13 protein-coding genes, 1 pseudogene and 1 riboswitch are annotated in these 16436 nt (G+C 72.6%); of the genes and pseudogenes, 12 read left to right on the top strand and 2 right to left on the bottom strand.

What is annotated here, in order from left to right; genetic code table 11:
• Positions 1–44 precede the first annotated feature (44 nt).
• The gene (locus tag ACZ7FF_RS25715) at positions 45–785 is read right to left on the bottom strand and encodes a hypothetical protein (RefSeq protein WP_470814626.1); all 741 of its coding nucleotides are present in this window, start codon (positions 783–785) and stop codon (positions 45–47) included.
• A gap of 237 nt (positions 786–1022) precedes the next feature.
• A complete protein-coding gene (locus ACZ7FF_RS25720) occupies positions 1023–1712 on the bottom strand; it encodes a hypothetical protein (protein ID WP_470814627.1) in 690 nt (229 codons plus the stop codon).
• Positions 1713–1901: 189 nt separating this feature from the next.
• On the opposite strand from ACZ7FF_RS25720, the gene ACZ7FF_RS25725 reads away from it, so the two are divergent.
• From ACZ7FF_RS25725 to ACZ7FF_RS25780, 12 genes and pseudogenes are all read left to right on the top strand, one after another.
• On the top strand, positions 1902–4553 hold the full coding sequence (locus tag ACZ7FF_RS25725; RefSeq protein WP_470814628.1) for an N-6 DNA methylase: 2652 nt from the start codon (positions 1902–1904) through the stop codon (positions 4551–4553).
• A 192-nt stretch (positions 4554–4745) separates the two neighbouring features.
• Positions 4746–5441: a hypothetical protein gene (locus ACZ7FF_RS25730; protein WP_470814629.1), complete on the top strand. Its 696-nt coding sequence runs from the start codon at positions 4746–4748 to the stop codon at positions 5439–5441.
• A gap of 38 nt (positions 5442–5479) precedes the next feature.
• Positions 5480–6973 (top strand): protein kinase domain-containing protein, encoded by a 1494-nt coding sequence (locus ACZ7FF_RS25735; protein ID WP_470814728.1) that lies wholly within the window; start codon positions 5480–5482, stop codon positions 6971–6973.
• 122 nt (positions 6974–7095) lie between these two features.
• Entirely contained in the window at positions 7096–7923 is an 828-nt protein-coding gene (locus ACZ7FF_RS25740) for a glycoside hydrolase domain-containing protein (RefSeq protein WP_470814630.1), read from the top strand.
• Positions 7924–8059: 136 nt separating this feature from the next.
• The gene (locus tag ACZ7FF_RS25745) at positions 8060–8713 is read left to right on the top strand and encodes a SurA N-terminal domain-containing protein (RefSeq protein ID WP_470814729.1); all 654 of its coding nucleotides are present in this window, start codon (positions 8060–8062) and stop codon (positions 8711–8713) included.
• Between the two features lie 116 nt (positions 8714–8829).
• Entirely contained in the window at positions 8830–9852 is a 1023-nt protein-coding gene (locus ACZ7FF_RS25750; RefSeq protein ID WP_470814631.1) for a nucleoside triphosphate pyrophosphohydrolase, read from the top strand.
• Between the two features lie 285 nt (positions 9853–10137).
• Complete coding sequence (locus ACZ7FF_RS25755; RefSeq protein WP_470814632.1) at positions 10138–11409, top strand: cytochrome P450 family protein; 1272 nt, start codon at positions 10138–10140, stop codon at positions 11407–11409.
• A gap of 202 nt (positions 11410–11611) precedes the next feature.
• Positions 11612–12682, top strand: coding sequence for a transglycosylase family protein (locus tag ACZ7FF_RS25760; RefSeq protein WP_470814633.1), 1071 nt, complete (start codon positions 11612–11614; stop codon positions 12680–12682).
• A 183-nt stretch (positions 12683–12865) separates the two neighbouring features.
• Positions 12866–13038, top strand: a riboswitch (cyclic di-AMP (ydaO/yuaA leader).
• 4 nt (positions 13039–13042) lie between these two features.
• The gene (locus tag ACZ7FF_RS25765; RefSeq protein ID WP_470814634.1) at positions 13043–13729 is read left to right on the top strand and encodes a transglycosylase family protein; all 687 of its coding nucleotides are present in this window, start codon (positions 13043–13045) and stop codon (positions 13727–13729) included.
• A gap of 365 nt (positions 13730–14094) precedes the next feature.
• On the top strand, positions 14095–15381 hold the full coding sequence (eno, locus tag ACZ7FF_RS25770) for a phosphopyruvate hydratase (RefSeq protein WP_468747057.1): 1287 nt from the start codon (positions 14095–14097) through the stop codon (positions 15379–15381).
• A gap of 107 nt (positions 15382–15488) precedes the next feature.
• The gene (locus ACZ7FF_RS25775) at positions 15489–15965 is read left to right on the top strand and encodes an FtsB family cell division protein (RefSeq protein ID WP_470814635.1); all 477 of its coding nucleotides are present in this window, start codon (positions 15489–15491) and stop codon (positions 15963–15965) included.
• Positions 15966–15993: 28 nt separating this feature from the next.
• Positions 15994–16395: pseudogene (locus ACZ7FF_RS25780) on the top strand (DUF501 domain-containing protein); the annotation flags it as partial.
• Between the last annotated feature and the right edge of the window lie 41 nt (positions 16396–16436).

Below are 16436 nucleotides of genomic sequence, written 5' to 3' on the forward strand. Positions count from 1 at the left end.
ATCCTTCGGGGGACGGAACGGATGTGGGGCCGTGATGCCGGTGCTCAGCCCTGACCGGCCGGCGCCGCCTGCTTCTTCAGCGCCGCGAGGATCGCCGTCGTCACCTTCCGCGCGGACGCGGCACCGTTGTCGCTGCCCGCCGTGGACTGCACGGTGACCACGGAGCTGCCGGAACGGGCCGCGACCAGCGTGGTGCCGTTGCCCCAGTAGCCGCTCGTCAGCGTCATCGTGTACGCCTCGTCGCCGAGTCCGGGCGTGGAGCTGCCGACGACCCTCACCTTGGCGTGCGCGTCGGTGTCCGTGTACGTGGCGCACTCGCCGGCCACGGCCCGCAGCTCCTTCATCACCGCGGTCGCGGTCGTGCCCTGGAAGGCGTCGACCTCCTGGGCCACTTCCTCGGTCTTGTTCGCGTAGTCGTTCTGCGCGAACGACACCCCGCCCTTGTAACCGGACACCTGGATCCACGAGGTGGTCTCCAGCCTGGTGCAGTCCGGCTTCGCGGTCTTCCTGCCGGACGGGGCGAGGAACTGGCCGCCGCTGTCCGCGGAACCGTCCGCCTCGAGGCTGAGCCCGGACGGGACGGCCGACGCGGGCGCCAGCACCTTCTTCAGCTGGGTGCCGGTGAGCAGACCGGCGTTGGGGTTCTTCTCCTCGGCCGGCTTGGCGCCGGCGCCGGTGCCGCTCCCGGAGCCGGAGTCGGAGGACGAGCCGGAGGAGCAGGCGGACAGGGCCAGCGGGAGTGCCGCGACGGCGATCAGCATGACGGCACGGGACGGGAGACGCATCGAAAACCTTCTCGGGGGTGGTGGAGCGGTTGTGTACGGTATGCAGTTGGAGTCACATAAAGATCACATAAGATTTAAGGTACAACCAAAGCGGTGGCGGATCCGCCGGGCCGGTGACCTTGGTGAGGCGGGTGTGGGGTGCGCCCGCCGGGGTGCGCCCGCCGGGGTGCGCCCGACGGCGTGCGCCCGACGCGGTGCCGGGCGCTCGGAACGTCGGCGGTGCCGGGGCCTGCCCGGTCAGGCCTTCTTCCAGTTCCCGCAGCCGGCGGTCTTGAAGTAGGCGTCGCTCGGGCTGATGGTGACGACGGCCGTGCCGGTCACGTTGTTGTTGGCGATGATCGAGTTCAGCCCGTGCTCGGCGTCCTTGGTGCGCTCCCAGTAGCAGGAGTCGTCGGCGTTGCCGGTCGACTTGTAGGTGCCCGGCGCGATGTCGGTGCCGACCTTGAACATGCCTCCGTTGCCGTCCATCGAGGAGGCGGGCGTGCCCTTCGCCTTCGGGTCGACGGCCTCCCAGTCCTTGCAGCCGCTGGACTTGAAGATCTTGTCGGTGGCCTTGACGGTCACGTAACTCGTGCCGCTGACGTTGTCGTTGGCCAGCAGCGAGTCCGTCTCGCCCTTGGCGTCCTTGGCGCGCTCCCAGTAGCAGGAGTCGTCGGCGTTGCCGGTCGTGCGGTACGTCCCCGGCTTCACGTCGGAGCCGACCTGGTACTCGCCGTCCCCGGCGATGGCGGCCTTCTTCTTCCCCGCCGCCTTCGCGTCCCCCGAGCCCTTCTTGTCACCGGCGGTGTGCCCGCCGGACGCCGAGGAGCTCTTGTCGCCGCCGCCGGAACCGCCGTCCTTGCCGCCGCTGCCGGCGTTCGCGGACACGGCACCGATGACGACGACCCCCACGACGACGCCCAGCGCGACCTTGGCCTTCATGCCCATGGCGAATCCCCTCCCCAAAGCGGCGGCCTCCCCCTCCGGTGGCCGCCCGTTCGCTGGGTCAATAAGACCAGAGCCTGTGAACCGAGTCAACACGGTTCACAGGATGGGTTGAGTACACGTCCGTGAATGCATGGACGTTGTGTACGCCGGTATGCTCGGCGCACACATGGGACGAGGGGAGCCGGGCCGGTGCAGGACAACGCGACAGAGGTGACCGCCGCCGGTATCGCGCGGCTCGCCGGAGTGGGCCGGGCGGCCGTCAGCAACTGGCGCCGCCGGCACGCCGACTTCCCCAAGCCGGTGGGCGGCACCGAGACCAGCCCGTCCTTCGCCCTCGCCGAGGTCGAGGGCTGGCTGCGCAGGCAGGGCAAACTCGCCGAGGTCCCGCTGCGCGAACGGGTCTGGCAGCAACTCGCCGGGCACCCCGAGGGGCCGCTGACGGCACTGGTGCACGCCGGGTGCGCGCTGCTGCTGATCCACGAGCGCCCCACCGTCTGGCTCGACGTGAGCGCCGGTTCGGACGAGCGCCTGGCCGCGATGCTGCCGGGGGCGCTGGAGCAGGTGCTGACGCCGCGCTTCGGCGGACCGCCGGGCCGTACGGTGCACGGCGGCCAGCCGGCGGGCGGCGCGGAGGTCCTGAACGGCCCGCGCGACGCATCCGGTGTGAACACCGGGCCGGCCGCCCCTGCTGTGAACACCGGGCCGACGGCGTCGGATGTGAACGCGGGCGCCGCGACGCCGGGTGTGAACACCCCACCCACGGCATCTGGTGTGAACGCCGAGCGGCTGCCCTCCGGTGTGAACACCCAGCCGACGGCCTCCGGTGTGAACCCGGCACCCGCGGCACCCGGTGTGAACCCGGCATCCGCACCCGGTGTGAACTCCTCGGCGGAACCGCTCCGTGTGAACACCCCGCCCACGGTTCACACCACCTCTGCCGCGCACGGCACGCCCGGCACGCCCGGAACCGCGCCGGCCACCGGAACCGCGCCGGCCACCGGCACCGGGTCTGCCCACGGCACCGCGCCGGCCACCAGTGCCGAGCCCGCCCCCGGCACCCCAGGCACGCCGGCCACCGGAACCGGGTCTGCCCACGGCACCGCGCCGGCCACCAGTGCCGAGCCCGCCCCCGGCACCCCAAGCACGCCGGCCCCCGGCACGCCAGGCGCCCCAGGCACTGCGGGCGCGCCCGGCACGGCCGCCGCCCCCGCCCGCACCCCCGCCCTCCGCACGCCCACCGGCCCCCAACTGCTGCCCTCCGCCCCGCTCCTACGCGGTGCGGCCGAGCTGGCCGCCGAGGTGGGGGCGCGGCAGACGTTCGAGTTCCTGCTGGGCCGGCACCTGGACGCCAACCCCCGCCAGTACACGCTCACCCCGGCCGAACTCGCCGGTCTGATGGCCGATCTGGCCGGGCCCGCCCGTACCGTCCTGGACCCGGCCTGCGGCACCGGCGCCCTGTTGCGCGCCGTGGACAGCCGCCCCGGCCAGGAGCTGTACGCCCAGGACGGCGCCCCCGACCTCGCCGCGCTCACCGCGCTGCGGCTCGCCCTGCACTCCCGGGCCGCCGTGCGCGGCGCCGCGGGCGACACCCTGCGCGCCGACGCCCACCCCGAGCTGCGTGCCGACGCCGTGCTGTGCCACCCGCCGTTCAACGAACGCAACTGGGGCCACGACGAACTCGCCTACGACCCGCGCTGGGAGTACGGCTTCCCGGCGCGCACCGAGTCGGAGCTGGCCTGGGTGCAGCACGCGCTGGCCCGGCTCACCGAAGGCGGCACGGCGGTCCTGCTGATGCCCCCGGCCGCCGCCTCCCGCCGCTCCGGGCGCCGGATCCGCGCCGACCTGCTGCGCAGGGGCGCGCTGCGGGCGGTCGTCGCGCTGCCGGTCGGGGCGGCGCCGCCGTACAACATCCCGCTGCACGTGTGGGTGCTGCGGCGGCCGGGGCGGGCGCCGGTGACGCCCGAGGTGCTGCTCGTGGACACGGGGCGGTTCGCCAGGGAGGGGCGGGGCGGTGCGGACTGGGAGGCGGTGCGGGACGCCGTGCTGGACGCCTGGCGTGCCTTCGGGCGCGCGGGGCGGCTGGAGGAGCGGCCGGGACTGGCCCGTTCCCTGCCCGTCATCGAACTCCTCGACGACGACGTGGACCTCGCGCCGGCCCGCCGTCTGCCGCCGGCCGTGGCCGACGGCGCGGAGCAGCTCACGACGGTGCGCGAGCGCCTCGGTGAGACCCTGCGCCTGACCACCGACCTCACCCCGCCCCCCGCCGAGCCGGCCCCGCCCGCGCGCTGGCCGCTGACCACGGTCGGCGAACTCGCGCGCGGCGGCGCGCTGGTGCTGCGCACCGGCGGGAGCGGCGGCCCCGCGCGCGTGCCGGTGCTCACCGACCACGACGTGCTCGCGGGCACGGCGCCCTCGGGCACGCTGCCCGAGAGCGAGGACGAGGCCGTGCTGACCGAGCCGGGTGACATCGTCGTACCGACCCTCGGCGGCGGTTCGGTGGCGCGCGTGATCGACGAGGGCACGGCGGGTGCCGCCCTGGGGCGCAACCTCGTGCTCCTGCGCCCCGACCGCGCCTCGCTGGACCCGTGGTTCCTCGCCGGCTTCCTGCGCGGCACCGCCAACAACCGGCAGGCCAGCAGCTACGCCTCCACCGCGACCCGGCTCGACGTGCGCCGGCTGCAGCTGCCCCGGCTCCCGCTGGACGAACAACGGCGCTACGGCGCGCGTTTCCGCGCGCTCGACGAGTTCGAGCGGGCCGTGCGCCACGCGAGCCGGCTCGGGGAGCAGCTCGTGCGCGGGATGTACGACGGCCTCACCGACGGCACGGTCGCCCCCGACTGACCCACGAGCCACCCCCGGGTGACCACCGGCCGGACGTTCCCCGGCCGCGGGCGGACAACGGTTCGGTACAAGCCGGACCGCTTGTCCGTGCCGGGCCATATGCTCGAAGCGACAATCGCACGACCGGTGTCCGCCCGACCGCGGCGCACGCCGGGCGGATCCGCACGCCCACTTCAGGCAACAGGAGCAGCCATGCAAGGCCACGGCCACGGACAGCCGGTGAAGCAGCCGCCGCACACCGCGTGGCTGGTCTTCCTGCGCGTGCTGTTCGTGGCGCTCGGGCTCTTCAGCATCGGCTTCCTGGCCTGGGTGATGCCGCTGCGGCTGGCCGCGGTCACGCGCAAGGCCCTGGACTGGGGGCTGTTCGTGACGGTGCTGGTGCTCGACATCCTCAGCATCGTGCTGCTGGCGAGCGAGCCCGGCGACGAGATCCACACCTCCGCCGGTTACCTGGGCCTGTTCCTGCTGCTGGGCACGCTGGTGGGCGCGATGGCGTACTACCTGGCCGCGGAGATACGCCACTTCATGCTGCGGCAGCAGGCATACGAAGCGCAGGCAGGGGCGCCGGGAGCGGCGCCGGCGTACGGCTACCCGGGGCCCGCGAACCCGTACACCGCGCCGGTCGGACCGCACACCCCGGTCCCGGTACGGCAGACCCCCGTGCCGCACACCCCGGTGCCCCAGCCCCCGTCGCACACCCCCGTTCCCCAGCCCCCGTCGCACACCCCCGTTCCCCAGCCCCCGCCGCCCAGCACGCCGCCGCAGCGCCCCGCGCCCGCGCGGATCGACCAGGTGCGGGCCGAGCTGGACGAGCTGAGCGACTACCTGCGCAAGCACGACGGCCACCCCGACGGCCGTCACGAGGACCACCACGAGGGCGGACGGTGACCGTGGCGACAGGACGCGTCGTCGCCGGCCGCTACGAACTGTCCACGCTCATAGGCCAGGGCGGCATGGGCCAGGTGTGGACGGCGTACGACCAGCGGCTGGACCGGCGCGTGGCGGTGAAGCTGCTGCGCCCCGACAAGGTGGCGGGCCAGGAGGCGGAGGAGCTGCGCCGCCGGTTCGTGCGCGAGTGCCGGGTGACCGCGCAGGTCGACCACCCCGGCCTGGTCACGGTGCACGACGCGGGCAGCGAGGGCGAGGAGCTGTTCCTCGTCATGCAGTACGTTGACGGCGCCGACCTGTCCGACCATCTCGCGGAGCACGACCCGTACCCGTGGCAGTGGGCGGTGGCGGTGGCCGCGCAGCTGTGCGCCGTGCTGAGCGCCGTGCACGCCGTGCCGATCATCCACCGCGACCTGAAGCCCCGCAATGTGATGGTCAGACAGGACGGCACGGTCACCGTGCTCGATCTGGGCGTGGCCTCCGTCATGGACACGGACACCACCCGCCTCACCCACACCGGCTCCCCGATCGGCTCGCCCGCCTACATGGCGCCCGAGCAGGCGATGGGTGGCGCGGTCGGCCCGTACACCGACCTGTACGCGCTCGGGGTGCTGCTGCACGAACTCCTCAGCGGCGACGTGCCGTTCTCGGGGTCCACGGCGCTCGGGGTGCTGCACCGGCACCTGTACGAACCCCCGCTTCCCGTGCGCCGGATACGCCCGGAGGTCCCGGAGGACCTGGAGTCCCTCGTGCTGCGCCTGCTCGCCAAGGACCCGCAGCACCGGCCGGCGTCCGCGCAGGAGGTGTACGAGGACCTGGCGCCGCTCCTGCCCGCGCTCGGCACACCCTCGGGGGCTCCCCTGGATCCCACGCGCCCCTTCCTGCGTCCGCACGCCCCCTGGCCGGACCGCGCGCGCACGCCCGCGCCCCAGCCCGCGTCCGTCGCGCCGGCGCCGCTGGTGACGGGGAAGCCGGATGTCGCCGCCGCCGTCGACGAGGCCAAACGCCTTCTGGGGGAGGGGCGCATCACCCAGGCCGTCGACATCCTGGGCGCGATCCTGCCCGCCGCGGCCGAACAGCACGGCGAGCACTCCCCGGTCGTGCGCACCCTGCGCAAGCAGTACGCGGCGACCCTCATGGACGACGGCCAGTACCGGCGCGCACTGCCCGAACTGCGCCGCCTCGCCGACGAACGCGCCGCCGAGGCCGGCCAGGCCGACCCGCAGTCGCTGCGCTTCCGCTACGAGGCCGCGCAGTGCCTGGAGCAGCTGGGCGAACCGGCCGCGGCGCTCGCCGAGTACCGCGCGCTGCTGCCGTACTACGAGAACCAGTACGTCGCCGGCGACCCGCAGCTGGCCCACGAGGTCCGCCGGCGGATCGGGCATCTGCTGCTCGCCCTGGGCGACCGCCCCGCCGCCCACGACACGCTCGCGCGGCTGCTGATGGACGTGGAGCGGCTGCACGGCCCGGGACATCCCCTCGCCGCGGACATCCGGCGCATCCTGCAGTGGCTGGGGCAGGTGCGCGGGTAGGTCTTTGCCGTTCCCTGGGAGAATCTTGTGATCTTCGGGGGATCGGGTTTCCCGACGGCATGAGGAGCGCCGGATAGGTTGCGCTTCGCTTTGCCAGGCACGAACGAACAGGGGTGGGTTCCATGGCCGGCCACCGGCAGTCCAGGAAGCGCAGATACATCACGTGGGCGGTGACGGGAGGCGCCGTCGTGGCCGGGGCCGGCCTCGCCGCGCAGACCTCCATGGCCGCCACCGCCTGGCCCGCGCAGAAGACGTTCACCGGCCGCGCGTTCGACACCTGCACCGCGCCCTCGCTGCCGGCGATGAAGGCGTGGCACACCGGCTTCTACGGTGCCGCCGCCGTCTACGTGGGCGGCCGCAACCGCGGCTGCGCCCAGCCGAACCTCACCGCCTCCTGGGTGAAGTCGGTCAGCTCGCTCGGCTGGAAGCTCGTGCCGATCTACGTCGGCGCCCAGCCGCCCTGCCAGTCCGGCTCCAACCCGGAGAAGCTGACCGCCGCCACCGCCGCCTCCCTGGGCGCGAAGGACGCCGCCGACGCCGTGGCCAAGGCCTCCGCCCTCGGCATGAAGGCGGGCAGCGCCCTCTACCTCGACATGGAGGCGTACGACACCACCAACACGTCGTGCAACAACGCCGTACTGACGTACGTGCGCGCCTTCGACAAGGGGCTGCACGCCAAGACGTACCGCGCCGGCTACTACGGCTTCACCAGCTCCAGCGCCAAGGCCGTCGCGACCGCGTCCGACAAGACGGACCTGCCGGGCAACCTCTGGTACGCGCTGTGGGACAAGCAGAACACGACGACGGCGGACTGGCCCTGGAGCGCCACTTCGTTCACCGGTCACAGCCGCGCTCACCAGTACATGGTCAACAGCAAGGAGTCGCGCGGCGGGTACACCATCACCGTGGACCGTGACGCCTGGGACGGCCCGGTGGCCATCACGGGCTGAGCCGGTGAGGGCGCGGCGGTGCCCGAAGTCGTGGTGAATCGTTGGTCGAATGGGTTGGCCGGAGCAGTACCGCTGCCTAACATCGATCACCGCAAGACCTTGTGCACCGTCGCACAATCTCCCCTTGGAGGTTCCCTTGCACCGCCGCCGTCGCACCGCGCTCGTCCTCACCGCCGCGATCGCCGCCGCGGCACCCGCCCTGACCGCCTGCGGACACGATGCGCATCCGGGCGCGGCCGCCGTGGTCGGAGGACAGCGGATCACCGTCTCCCAGCTGGAGAGCCGGGTCAACGAGGTCCGCAAGGCCCAGCGGGCCGCGGTCGCGGACGACACGCAGTACCAGCAGGTCCTCGCCTCCACCAGCGCCCTCACTCGCGACACCCTGCACAACATGGTCCTGGACCAGGTGCTGCACCGGGCCGCGCGGGACGAGGGCGTCTCCGTGACCCGCAAGGAGATCCAGCAGATGCGCGCGGGCCTGGAGCAGCAGGTGGGCGGGTCCAAGGGCCTGGAGACCGCCTGGCTGCAGAAGTACGGCATCGCGCCCGCGCGTCTCGACGACAACCTGCGCCTCCAGCTGGAGGCGCAGAAGCTCGCCGCCGCGCTGGGCACCGACACCACCCAGCCCGCCTTCTGGAAGGCCCTGTCCAAGGCCTCCGGGGAACTGCACATCGACATCAACCCGCGCTACGGCGCCTGGGACGTGCAGAAGAGCAGCCGGGTGGACGCCAAGACGCCGTGGGTGCGTGAGGTCACGTCGGCGCCGGGCGGACAGCCGCTGACGGCGTAGTTCCCGGGGCGCCGGAACGGTACGGCAGCGGGCCTGGCGGTCATACGATCACACGTTCCGCCGGGCCTGTGGACAACCGAGATCCGCTCGCCGCCGCCGTGGGTTACGTTCGGAGCGTGAACGCATCCAGCCCCGAGGCCACCGGCTCCGGACCCACCGGCGCGGAACCCGCCGCCGACCCCGGCCGCATCGTCCTGCTCACCACCAGCCACCGCGTCGCCCCGGGCCTGCTGTCCTGGCCCGCCTGGCAGGCCCTGCGGGCGGCCGACGCGGTGCTGTGCGCGGACGGCGCCCACCCGCAGCTGCCGTATCTGAGGGAGGCCGGGACCGCGGTGGTGGAGACGTCCCCCACCGCGCAGCAGCTGGTCGACGCCTGCGCGGGCGGGCGGACCGTGGTGGTCGTGGCGACGGGTGAGGGCGAGCCCGTCCTCACCGACGGCCTGGCCCGGCTGGCCGGCTCCGGGCGCGTCCGGATGCCGGAGCTGGAACTGCTGCCCGCCTCCTACGACCTGCCGGGGGCCCGGCTCCTGGACCTCGTCCAGGTCATGGACCGCATCCGCGCCGAGTGCCCCTGGTCCTCCCGGCAGACCCACGAGGGCCTGGCCAAGTACGCCATCGAGGAGGCGTACGAACTGGTCGAGGCGATCGAGGCCGGCGACCGCGAGGAACTGCGCGAGGAACTGGGCGACGTTCTCCTCCAGGTCGTCTTCCACTCCCGCATCGCCGAGGAGGACCCGGAGGCGCCGTTCTCCGTCGACGACGTGGCGGGCGGCATCGTCGCCAAGCTCATCCACCGCCACCCGCACGTCTTCGGCGAGGAGAAGGCCGAGACTCCCGAGGACGTCAAGGCGCACTGGCTGCGCACCAAGGCCGAGGAGAAGCGGCGCACCTCGGTCACCGAGGGCGTTCCCCTCGGGCAGCCCGGCCTGGCCCTCGCCGCCAAGCTCGCCTCCCGCGTCCGCACCGCGGGCCTGGACGTCCCGCTGCCCCGCGGCGAGGGCGTCGGCTACGAGCTGCTCGGTCTCGCGACCCGCGCCGAGGCCGCCGGCATCGACCCGGAGGCGGCCCTGCGGGCAGCGGCCCGCGCCTACCGCGACGCGATACGCACGACAGAGGAAGCACCCCCGACCGAGAACTAGCCCGCGACGAACCGGGGCTCCGCTAGCCGGGGCTCCGTGCGCCGGGGGAGTCCGCTAGCCGGGGCTCCGTGCGCCGGGGTGCGCCGGGACCGCGCACGCCGAGAGTTCGCCCGTCGCGGGAGTCCGTGTGCCGGGCCCCGCGTGCCGGGAGTCCGCCCCGCCGAGGGAGTCCGGCGGGGTGGACCCCGCCCGATCCGGACCCCGGCGCTCCGCTCGACCGGCGGGCCGGTCCCGGTGGGTTCGGTCGTTTCGGTGTCGTCCGGTGCGGGCGGATACCGTCGAGGGGTGACCGAGCAGCTCCGCCCCGACGACACCGGCCCCGACCTCTTCACCTGGGAGTTCGCCGCCGACCCCTACCCCGCCTACGCGTGGCTGCGCGAGCACGCGCCGGTGCACCGGACGCGGTTGCCCAGCGGGGTCGAGGCCTGGCTGGTCACCCGGTACGCCGACGCCCGGCAGGCCCTGGCCGACCAGCGGCTGAGCAAGAACCCGGCGCATCACGACGAGCCCGCGCACGCCAAGGGCAAGACCGGCATCCCGGGCGAGCGCAAGGCCGAGCTGATGACGCATCTGCTGAACATCGACCCGCCGGACCACACCCGGCTGCGCCGGCTGGTCAGCAAGGCGTTCACGCCCCGCCGGGTCGCCGAGTTCGCGCCGCGCGTGCAGGAGCTGACCGACCGCCTCATCGACGGGTTCGCGGCCCGCGGCTCCGCCGACCTCATCCACGAGTTCGCCTTCCCGCTGCCCATCTACGCCATCTGCGACCTGCTCGGCGTCCCGCCCGAGGACCAGGACGACTTCCGGGACTGGGCGGGCATGATGATCCGGCACGGGGGAGGCCCACGCGGCGGGGTCGCCCGGTCGGTGAAGAAGATGCGTGGCTACCTCGCCGAGCTGATCCACAGGAAGCGCGAGGCGCTGCCCGCCGAGCCCACGCCCGGCGAGGACCTCATCTCCGGGCTCATCCGCGCCTCCGACCATGGCGAGCACCTCACCGAGAACGAGGCCGCCGCGATGGCCTTCATCTTGCTGTTCGCCGGCTTCGAGACGACCGTCAACCTCATCGGCAACGGCACGTACGCCCTGCTCACCCACCCCGGGCAGCGCCACCGCCTGCAGGACTCCCTGGCCCGCGGCGAACGCGGCCTCCTGGAGACCGGGGTGGAGGAACTCCTGCGCTACGACGGCCCGGTGGAGCTGGCCACCTGGCGGTTCGCCACCGAACCGCTCACCGTCGGCGGGCAGCGGATCGCCCCCGGCGACCCCGTGCTCGTGGTCCTCGCCGCCGCCGACCGGGACCCGGAGCGGTTCGCCGACCCGGACATGCTCGACCTCGGCCGCAGGGACAACCAGCACCTCGGGTACGGGCACGGCATCCACTACTGCCTCGGCGCGCCGCTCGCCCGGCTGGAGGGCCAGACCGCGCTGGCCACGCTCCTCACCCGGCTGCCCGACCTGCGGCTCGCCGCCGATCCGGCCGATCTGCGGTGGCGCGGCGGCCTCATCATGCGCGGCCTGCGCACCCTGCCCGTGGAGTTCACCCCGGTCGGCTGAGCCCGCCGCCCGGAAGGCGGCGGGCAGGAGTGCCCCCAAGCCGTAGAACGCTGAACATGACAGCGTTGAAAACTGTGATCTTCACGTGATCTGCGCGGCATGAACTTGTGACAAGTGATCGTCTGCCTATACGTTCACCCATCAGCGTGGCGCCCAGCTTCATCCGCCGCGCCGGCCCTGCTGTCGCACGAAAGGCTTCCGCATGCTCTCCGGGAACGGTCGTCACCGTCGCCCCCGTCAGGCTCCGGCCCTCCTCGTCGCGGCGGGCGTCACCGGCTCCGCCATCGCGATCCCGCTCCTCGGCGCCGCGAGCGCCAACGCGGCCGACGGCACCACGTGGGACAAGGTGGCCGAGTGCGAGAGCGGGGGTTCCTGGAGCGCCGACACCGGCAACGGGTACTACGGCGGCCTCCAGATGTCCCAGGACGACTGGGAGTCCCACGGCGGCACCCAGTACGCCTCCAGCGCCGACCAGGCCAGCCGCTCGCAGCAGATCGCGGTCGCCGAGAAGATCCTCGCCGACAAGGGCACCACCCCCTGGGCCACCTGTGCCCTGCTCTCCGGTCTGACCTCGAACTCGGCGTCGGTCGACGTCGACCCGGGCGTCGGCGGCTCCGGCCACGGCAACGGTTCGGGCGACTCGTCCGGATCGGACGACAACTCCGACTCGTCCGGCCTGTCGGATTCGCCGTCTTCGTCCGGCTCTGACACCGGCAACGGATCCGACGCCAACTCCGGTGCGGACTCCGGCTCCAGTGCCGCCCCCTCCTCCGACCCGGCCACCACGCCGGCTCCCGGCCACGCCAAGGGCGCCACTCAGGACCCGGGCGCGGCTGCCGGCTCTCCGGGCCACGGCACTCCCACGCCGGGCAAGTCCACCTCGCCCGGCGGTGGGACGTCGCAGGGTGGCGACAGCACCTCCGTGATCACTCCGTCGGCCGACGACTCGGACAATTCACAGCAGACCGGCGGTTCTTGGAGCCTGGTCGACACCGGCGCTCTCAGCAGTGGCGGGCGCCACCGGGGCGGCAGTGCGGACGAAAGTGCGGCAAACGGACAGAACGACACCTTGTCCGGCCGGCACGCCTCGCAGGAGACGGACACCTACACCGTCCGCGAGGGCGACACCCTCGGCTCCATCGCCGACTCCCTTGGCGTCGACGGCGGATGGCACGCGCTCTACGCCGCGAACAAGAAGGCCATCGGCGCCGACCCGAACCACATCTCCGCCGGTCAGACCCTGGACGTGGGTGCGGAAAAGGGTGGAAAGTAGCGGGAGTTGACGCCCCGCTTCACGGCTAATGTCCGGTTCGGGGAAAGTGTGGGATGAGTCTCAGAAGCCCTGATCGTCTTTGAAATTCCGTGGATCGCGTGTCTACGGTCAGGACCGCTCGTCATCACGAGCCCCGGCAGCCGCACACGCCGAATCCTGCCAGCGGCCGCCCGGGAACAGTCGTCGCGTCAAGCGCCGTGGGCAGGAGCGGGGGACCCAAGGTAAGTGCCGGTCCCGGCGGTTGACGCCGGACCGGCTGGGGGTGAAGCCGCGCATCGCGAGAGCGAGTGCGCGGCCGGGCAACTCAACCGGCCCGAACCCGACAGCTCACCTCGCAGGCGTCGGTGAGGGGATCGATCCATGCTGTTCTCCGGCAAGGGCAAGCACCGTCGTCCGTCCAAGGCCGTCCGCGCCGTCACGCTCGCCGGTGTCACCGGCGCCGTCGTCGCCGCCCCGCTGATGGCGGCCGGCAACGCCTCCGCCGCCACCTCCTCCCAGTGGGACGCCGTCGCCCAGTGCGAGTCCGGGGGCAACTGGGCCATCAACACCGGCAACGGCTACTACGGCGGTCTGCAGTTCTCCGCCTCCACCTGGGCCGCGTACGGCGGCACCGCCTACGCCGGGCAGGCCAACCAGGCCAGCAAGGCGCAGCAGATAGCCGTCGCCGAGAAGGTTCTCGCCGCGCAGGGCAAGGGCGCCTGGCCGGTCTGCGGCACGGGCCTGTCGAGCACCCCGTACAACGGCTCCGCCCCCACCGCCTCGAAGAGCACCTCGTCGAGCGCCTCCACCACCACCCGCTCCACCGAGAAGCAGGCCGCCACCCGCTCCACCGAGCGTCCGAGCGTGAGCAAGACCGTCACCACCCCGACCGGCAAGAAGGTCAAGAAGGGCGACGGCGAGTACAAGGTCGTCACCGGTGACACCCTCAGCTCCATCGCCGAGAAGCACCACGTGCAGGGCGGCTGGAAGAAGCTGTTCGAGCTGAACAAGGACATCGTCCAGGACGCCGACCTCATCTACCCGGGCCAGCAGCTGCACCTGAAGTGACACCTGGTTCCGAACGGACCCACAGCGCCCTCACGCCCGCGGCCCCCACACCGGGGGCCTCGTGAGGGGCCGTACCCCCCGTCCCCACGGGCTCCCCGCCCCGGTGCGTGTTCCCCCGTACGCACCGGGGCGGGGTTTCTTCATGTCCGGGCCCGGCTCGCCGCGCGTCCCCCGGCACTTTCCCCGTTCTTCATCCGCACCCCCCTTTGTTCCGCGGGTGAACAATGGGTACCGTCTGCGTGTCCCTCCCCGTCCACGGGTCGGTCGGTCGGTGGCCGACGCCCCTGGGACGGTTAGGCTCTAGTCGCAAGGCACCGCCGCAAGGCAGAGAGCCCCGCACTTCCAGCGTCACATCCAAGAAGGAGATGCTCGTGCCGTCCATCGACGTCGTCGTAGCCCGGGAAATCCTGGACTCCCGAGGCAACCCCACGGTCGAGGTCGAGGTCGGCCTCGACGACGGCAGCACGGGTCGTGCCGCCGTCCCGTCCGGCGCCTCCACGGGCGCCTTCGAGGCCATCGAGCTGCGCGACGGTGACCCCAACCGCTACCAGGGCAAGGGTGTCGAGAAGGCCGTCCTGGCCGTCATCGAGCAGATCGGCCCGGAGCTGGTCGGCTACGACGCCACCGAGCAGCGCCTGATCGACCAGGCCATGTTCGACCTGGACGCCACGGACAACAAGGGCTCCCTCGGCGCCAACGCCATCCTCGGCGTCTCGCTCGCCGTCGCGCACGCCGCCTCCGAGGCGTCCGACCTGCCGCTGTTCCGCTACCTGGGCGGCCCGAACGCGCACCTGCTGCCCGTTCCCATGATGAACATCCTGAACGGCGGCTCGCACGCCGACTCCAACGTGGACATCCAGGAGTTCATGATCGCCCCGATCGGCGCGGAGTCCTTCTCCGAGGCGCTGCGCTGGGGCACCGAGGTCTACCACACCCTCAAGAAGGTGCTGAAGGGCCGCGGTCTGTCCACCGGCCTCGGCGACGAGGGCGGCTTCGCCCCGAACCTCGGCTCCAACCGCGAGGCCCTCGATCTCATCCTCGAGGCGATCAAGGAGGCCGGCTACGCCCCCGGCGAGCAGATCGCCCTCGCCCTCGACGTGGCCGCGTCCGAGTTCTACAAGGACGGCAAGTACCTCTTCGAGGGCAAGGAGCGCTCCGCCGCCGAGATGACGGAGTACTACGAGGAGCTCGTGGCGGCCTACCCGCTCGTCTCCATCGAGGACCCGCTGTTCGAGGACGACTGGGCCGGCTGGAAGGTCATCACCGACAAGCTCGGCGACAAGGTCCAGCTGGTCGGCGACGACCTGTTCGTCACCAACCCCGAGCGCCTCGCCCGCGGTATCGAGGAGGGCACCGCCAACGCCCTCCTGGTGAAGGTCAACCAGATCGGCTCGCTGACCGAGACCCTGGACGCCGTCGAGCTGGCCCAGCGCAGCGGCTTCAAGTGCATGATGTCCCACCGCTCCGGCGAGACCGAGGACGTCACCATCGCCGACCTGGCCGTCGCCACCAACTGCGGCCAGATCAAGACCGGTGCCCCGGCCCGCTCCGAGCGCGTCGCCAAGTACAACCAGCTGCTGCGCATCGAGGAGATCCTCGACGACGCCGCGGTGTACGCCGGCCGCAGCGCGTTCCCCCGCTTCAAGGGCTGACCTGAGCCCACCCGGGCCATGTCTTAGCCAGTCGTACGTACGTCCCCGTACCCGGTCCCGTACCGTGTCCGGGGACGTACGCACGTGAAAGGGGAGGCGGAGAGCCGATGGCCGTCAAGGACCGGGACCGTTTCTCCACCGCGACCAGACTGCGGCTGCTCGGCGAGCAGACCGCGGCCCGCGTCTACCGCTCCCAGACGAAGCGGCAGGCCCGCCGCTCCCGGCTCACCGGCCGGGCGGCGCTGCTCGCGCTGGTGCTGTGCTCGATGGTCGTGGCGCTCGCCTATCCGATGCGTCAGTTCGTCTCCCAGCGCGCCCAGATCGACGACCTCCAGCGCAAGCAGGAGCAGGCCCGCGAGCGCGTGGAGCAGCTGCGCGACCTCAAGGCGCGCTGGCAGGACGACTCCTACGCCGAGCAGCAGATCCGGCGCCGGCTGCACTACGTGATGCCCGGTGAGACCGGGTACGTGGTCGTCGACCCGGGCGCGGCCCGGCAGTCCCGCGCCGAATTCGGGGCCGCCCACCGGCCCTGGTACGCGAACGTCTGGGACGGGGTCGACAAGTCCGACGCCTCCGACCAGTGAACCGACAGAAAGCCTCCGAAAAGCAGTCATGGAAACGCCCCCGCCGCCCACTCCGCGCTCCGAGCCCACCGACGCGGACGTCGAGGCCTTCAAGCAGCAGCTCGGCCGCCCGCCGCGGGGCCTGAGGGCCATCGCGCACCGCTGCCCCTGCGGTCAGCCGGACGTCGTGGAGACGGCACCCCGCCTGCCCGACGGCACGCCCTTCCCGACGACGTACTACCTGACGTGCCCGCGCGCCGCCTCGGCGATCGGGACGCTGGAGGCGGACGGCGTCATGAAGGAGATGACCGAACGGCTGCAGAACGACCCCGAACTGGCCGCGGCCTACCGGGCCGCCCACGAGGACTACATCCGGCGCCGGGACGAGATCGAGGTGCTGGCGGGCTTCCCGAGCGCGGGCGGCATGCCGGACCGCGTGAAGTGCCTGCACGTCCTCGTCGCCCACTCGCTGGCCGCAGGCCCCGGGGTGAA

The organism is Streptomyces sp. NPDC037126, assembly GCF_055605965.1.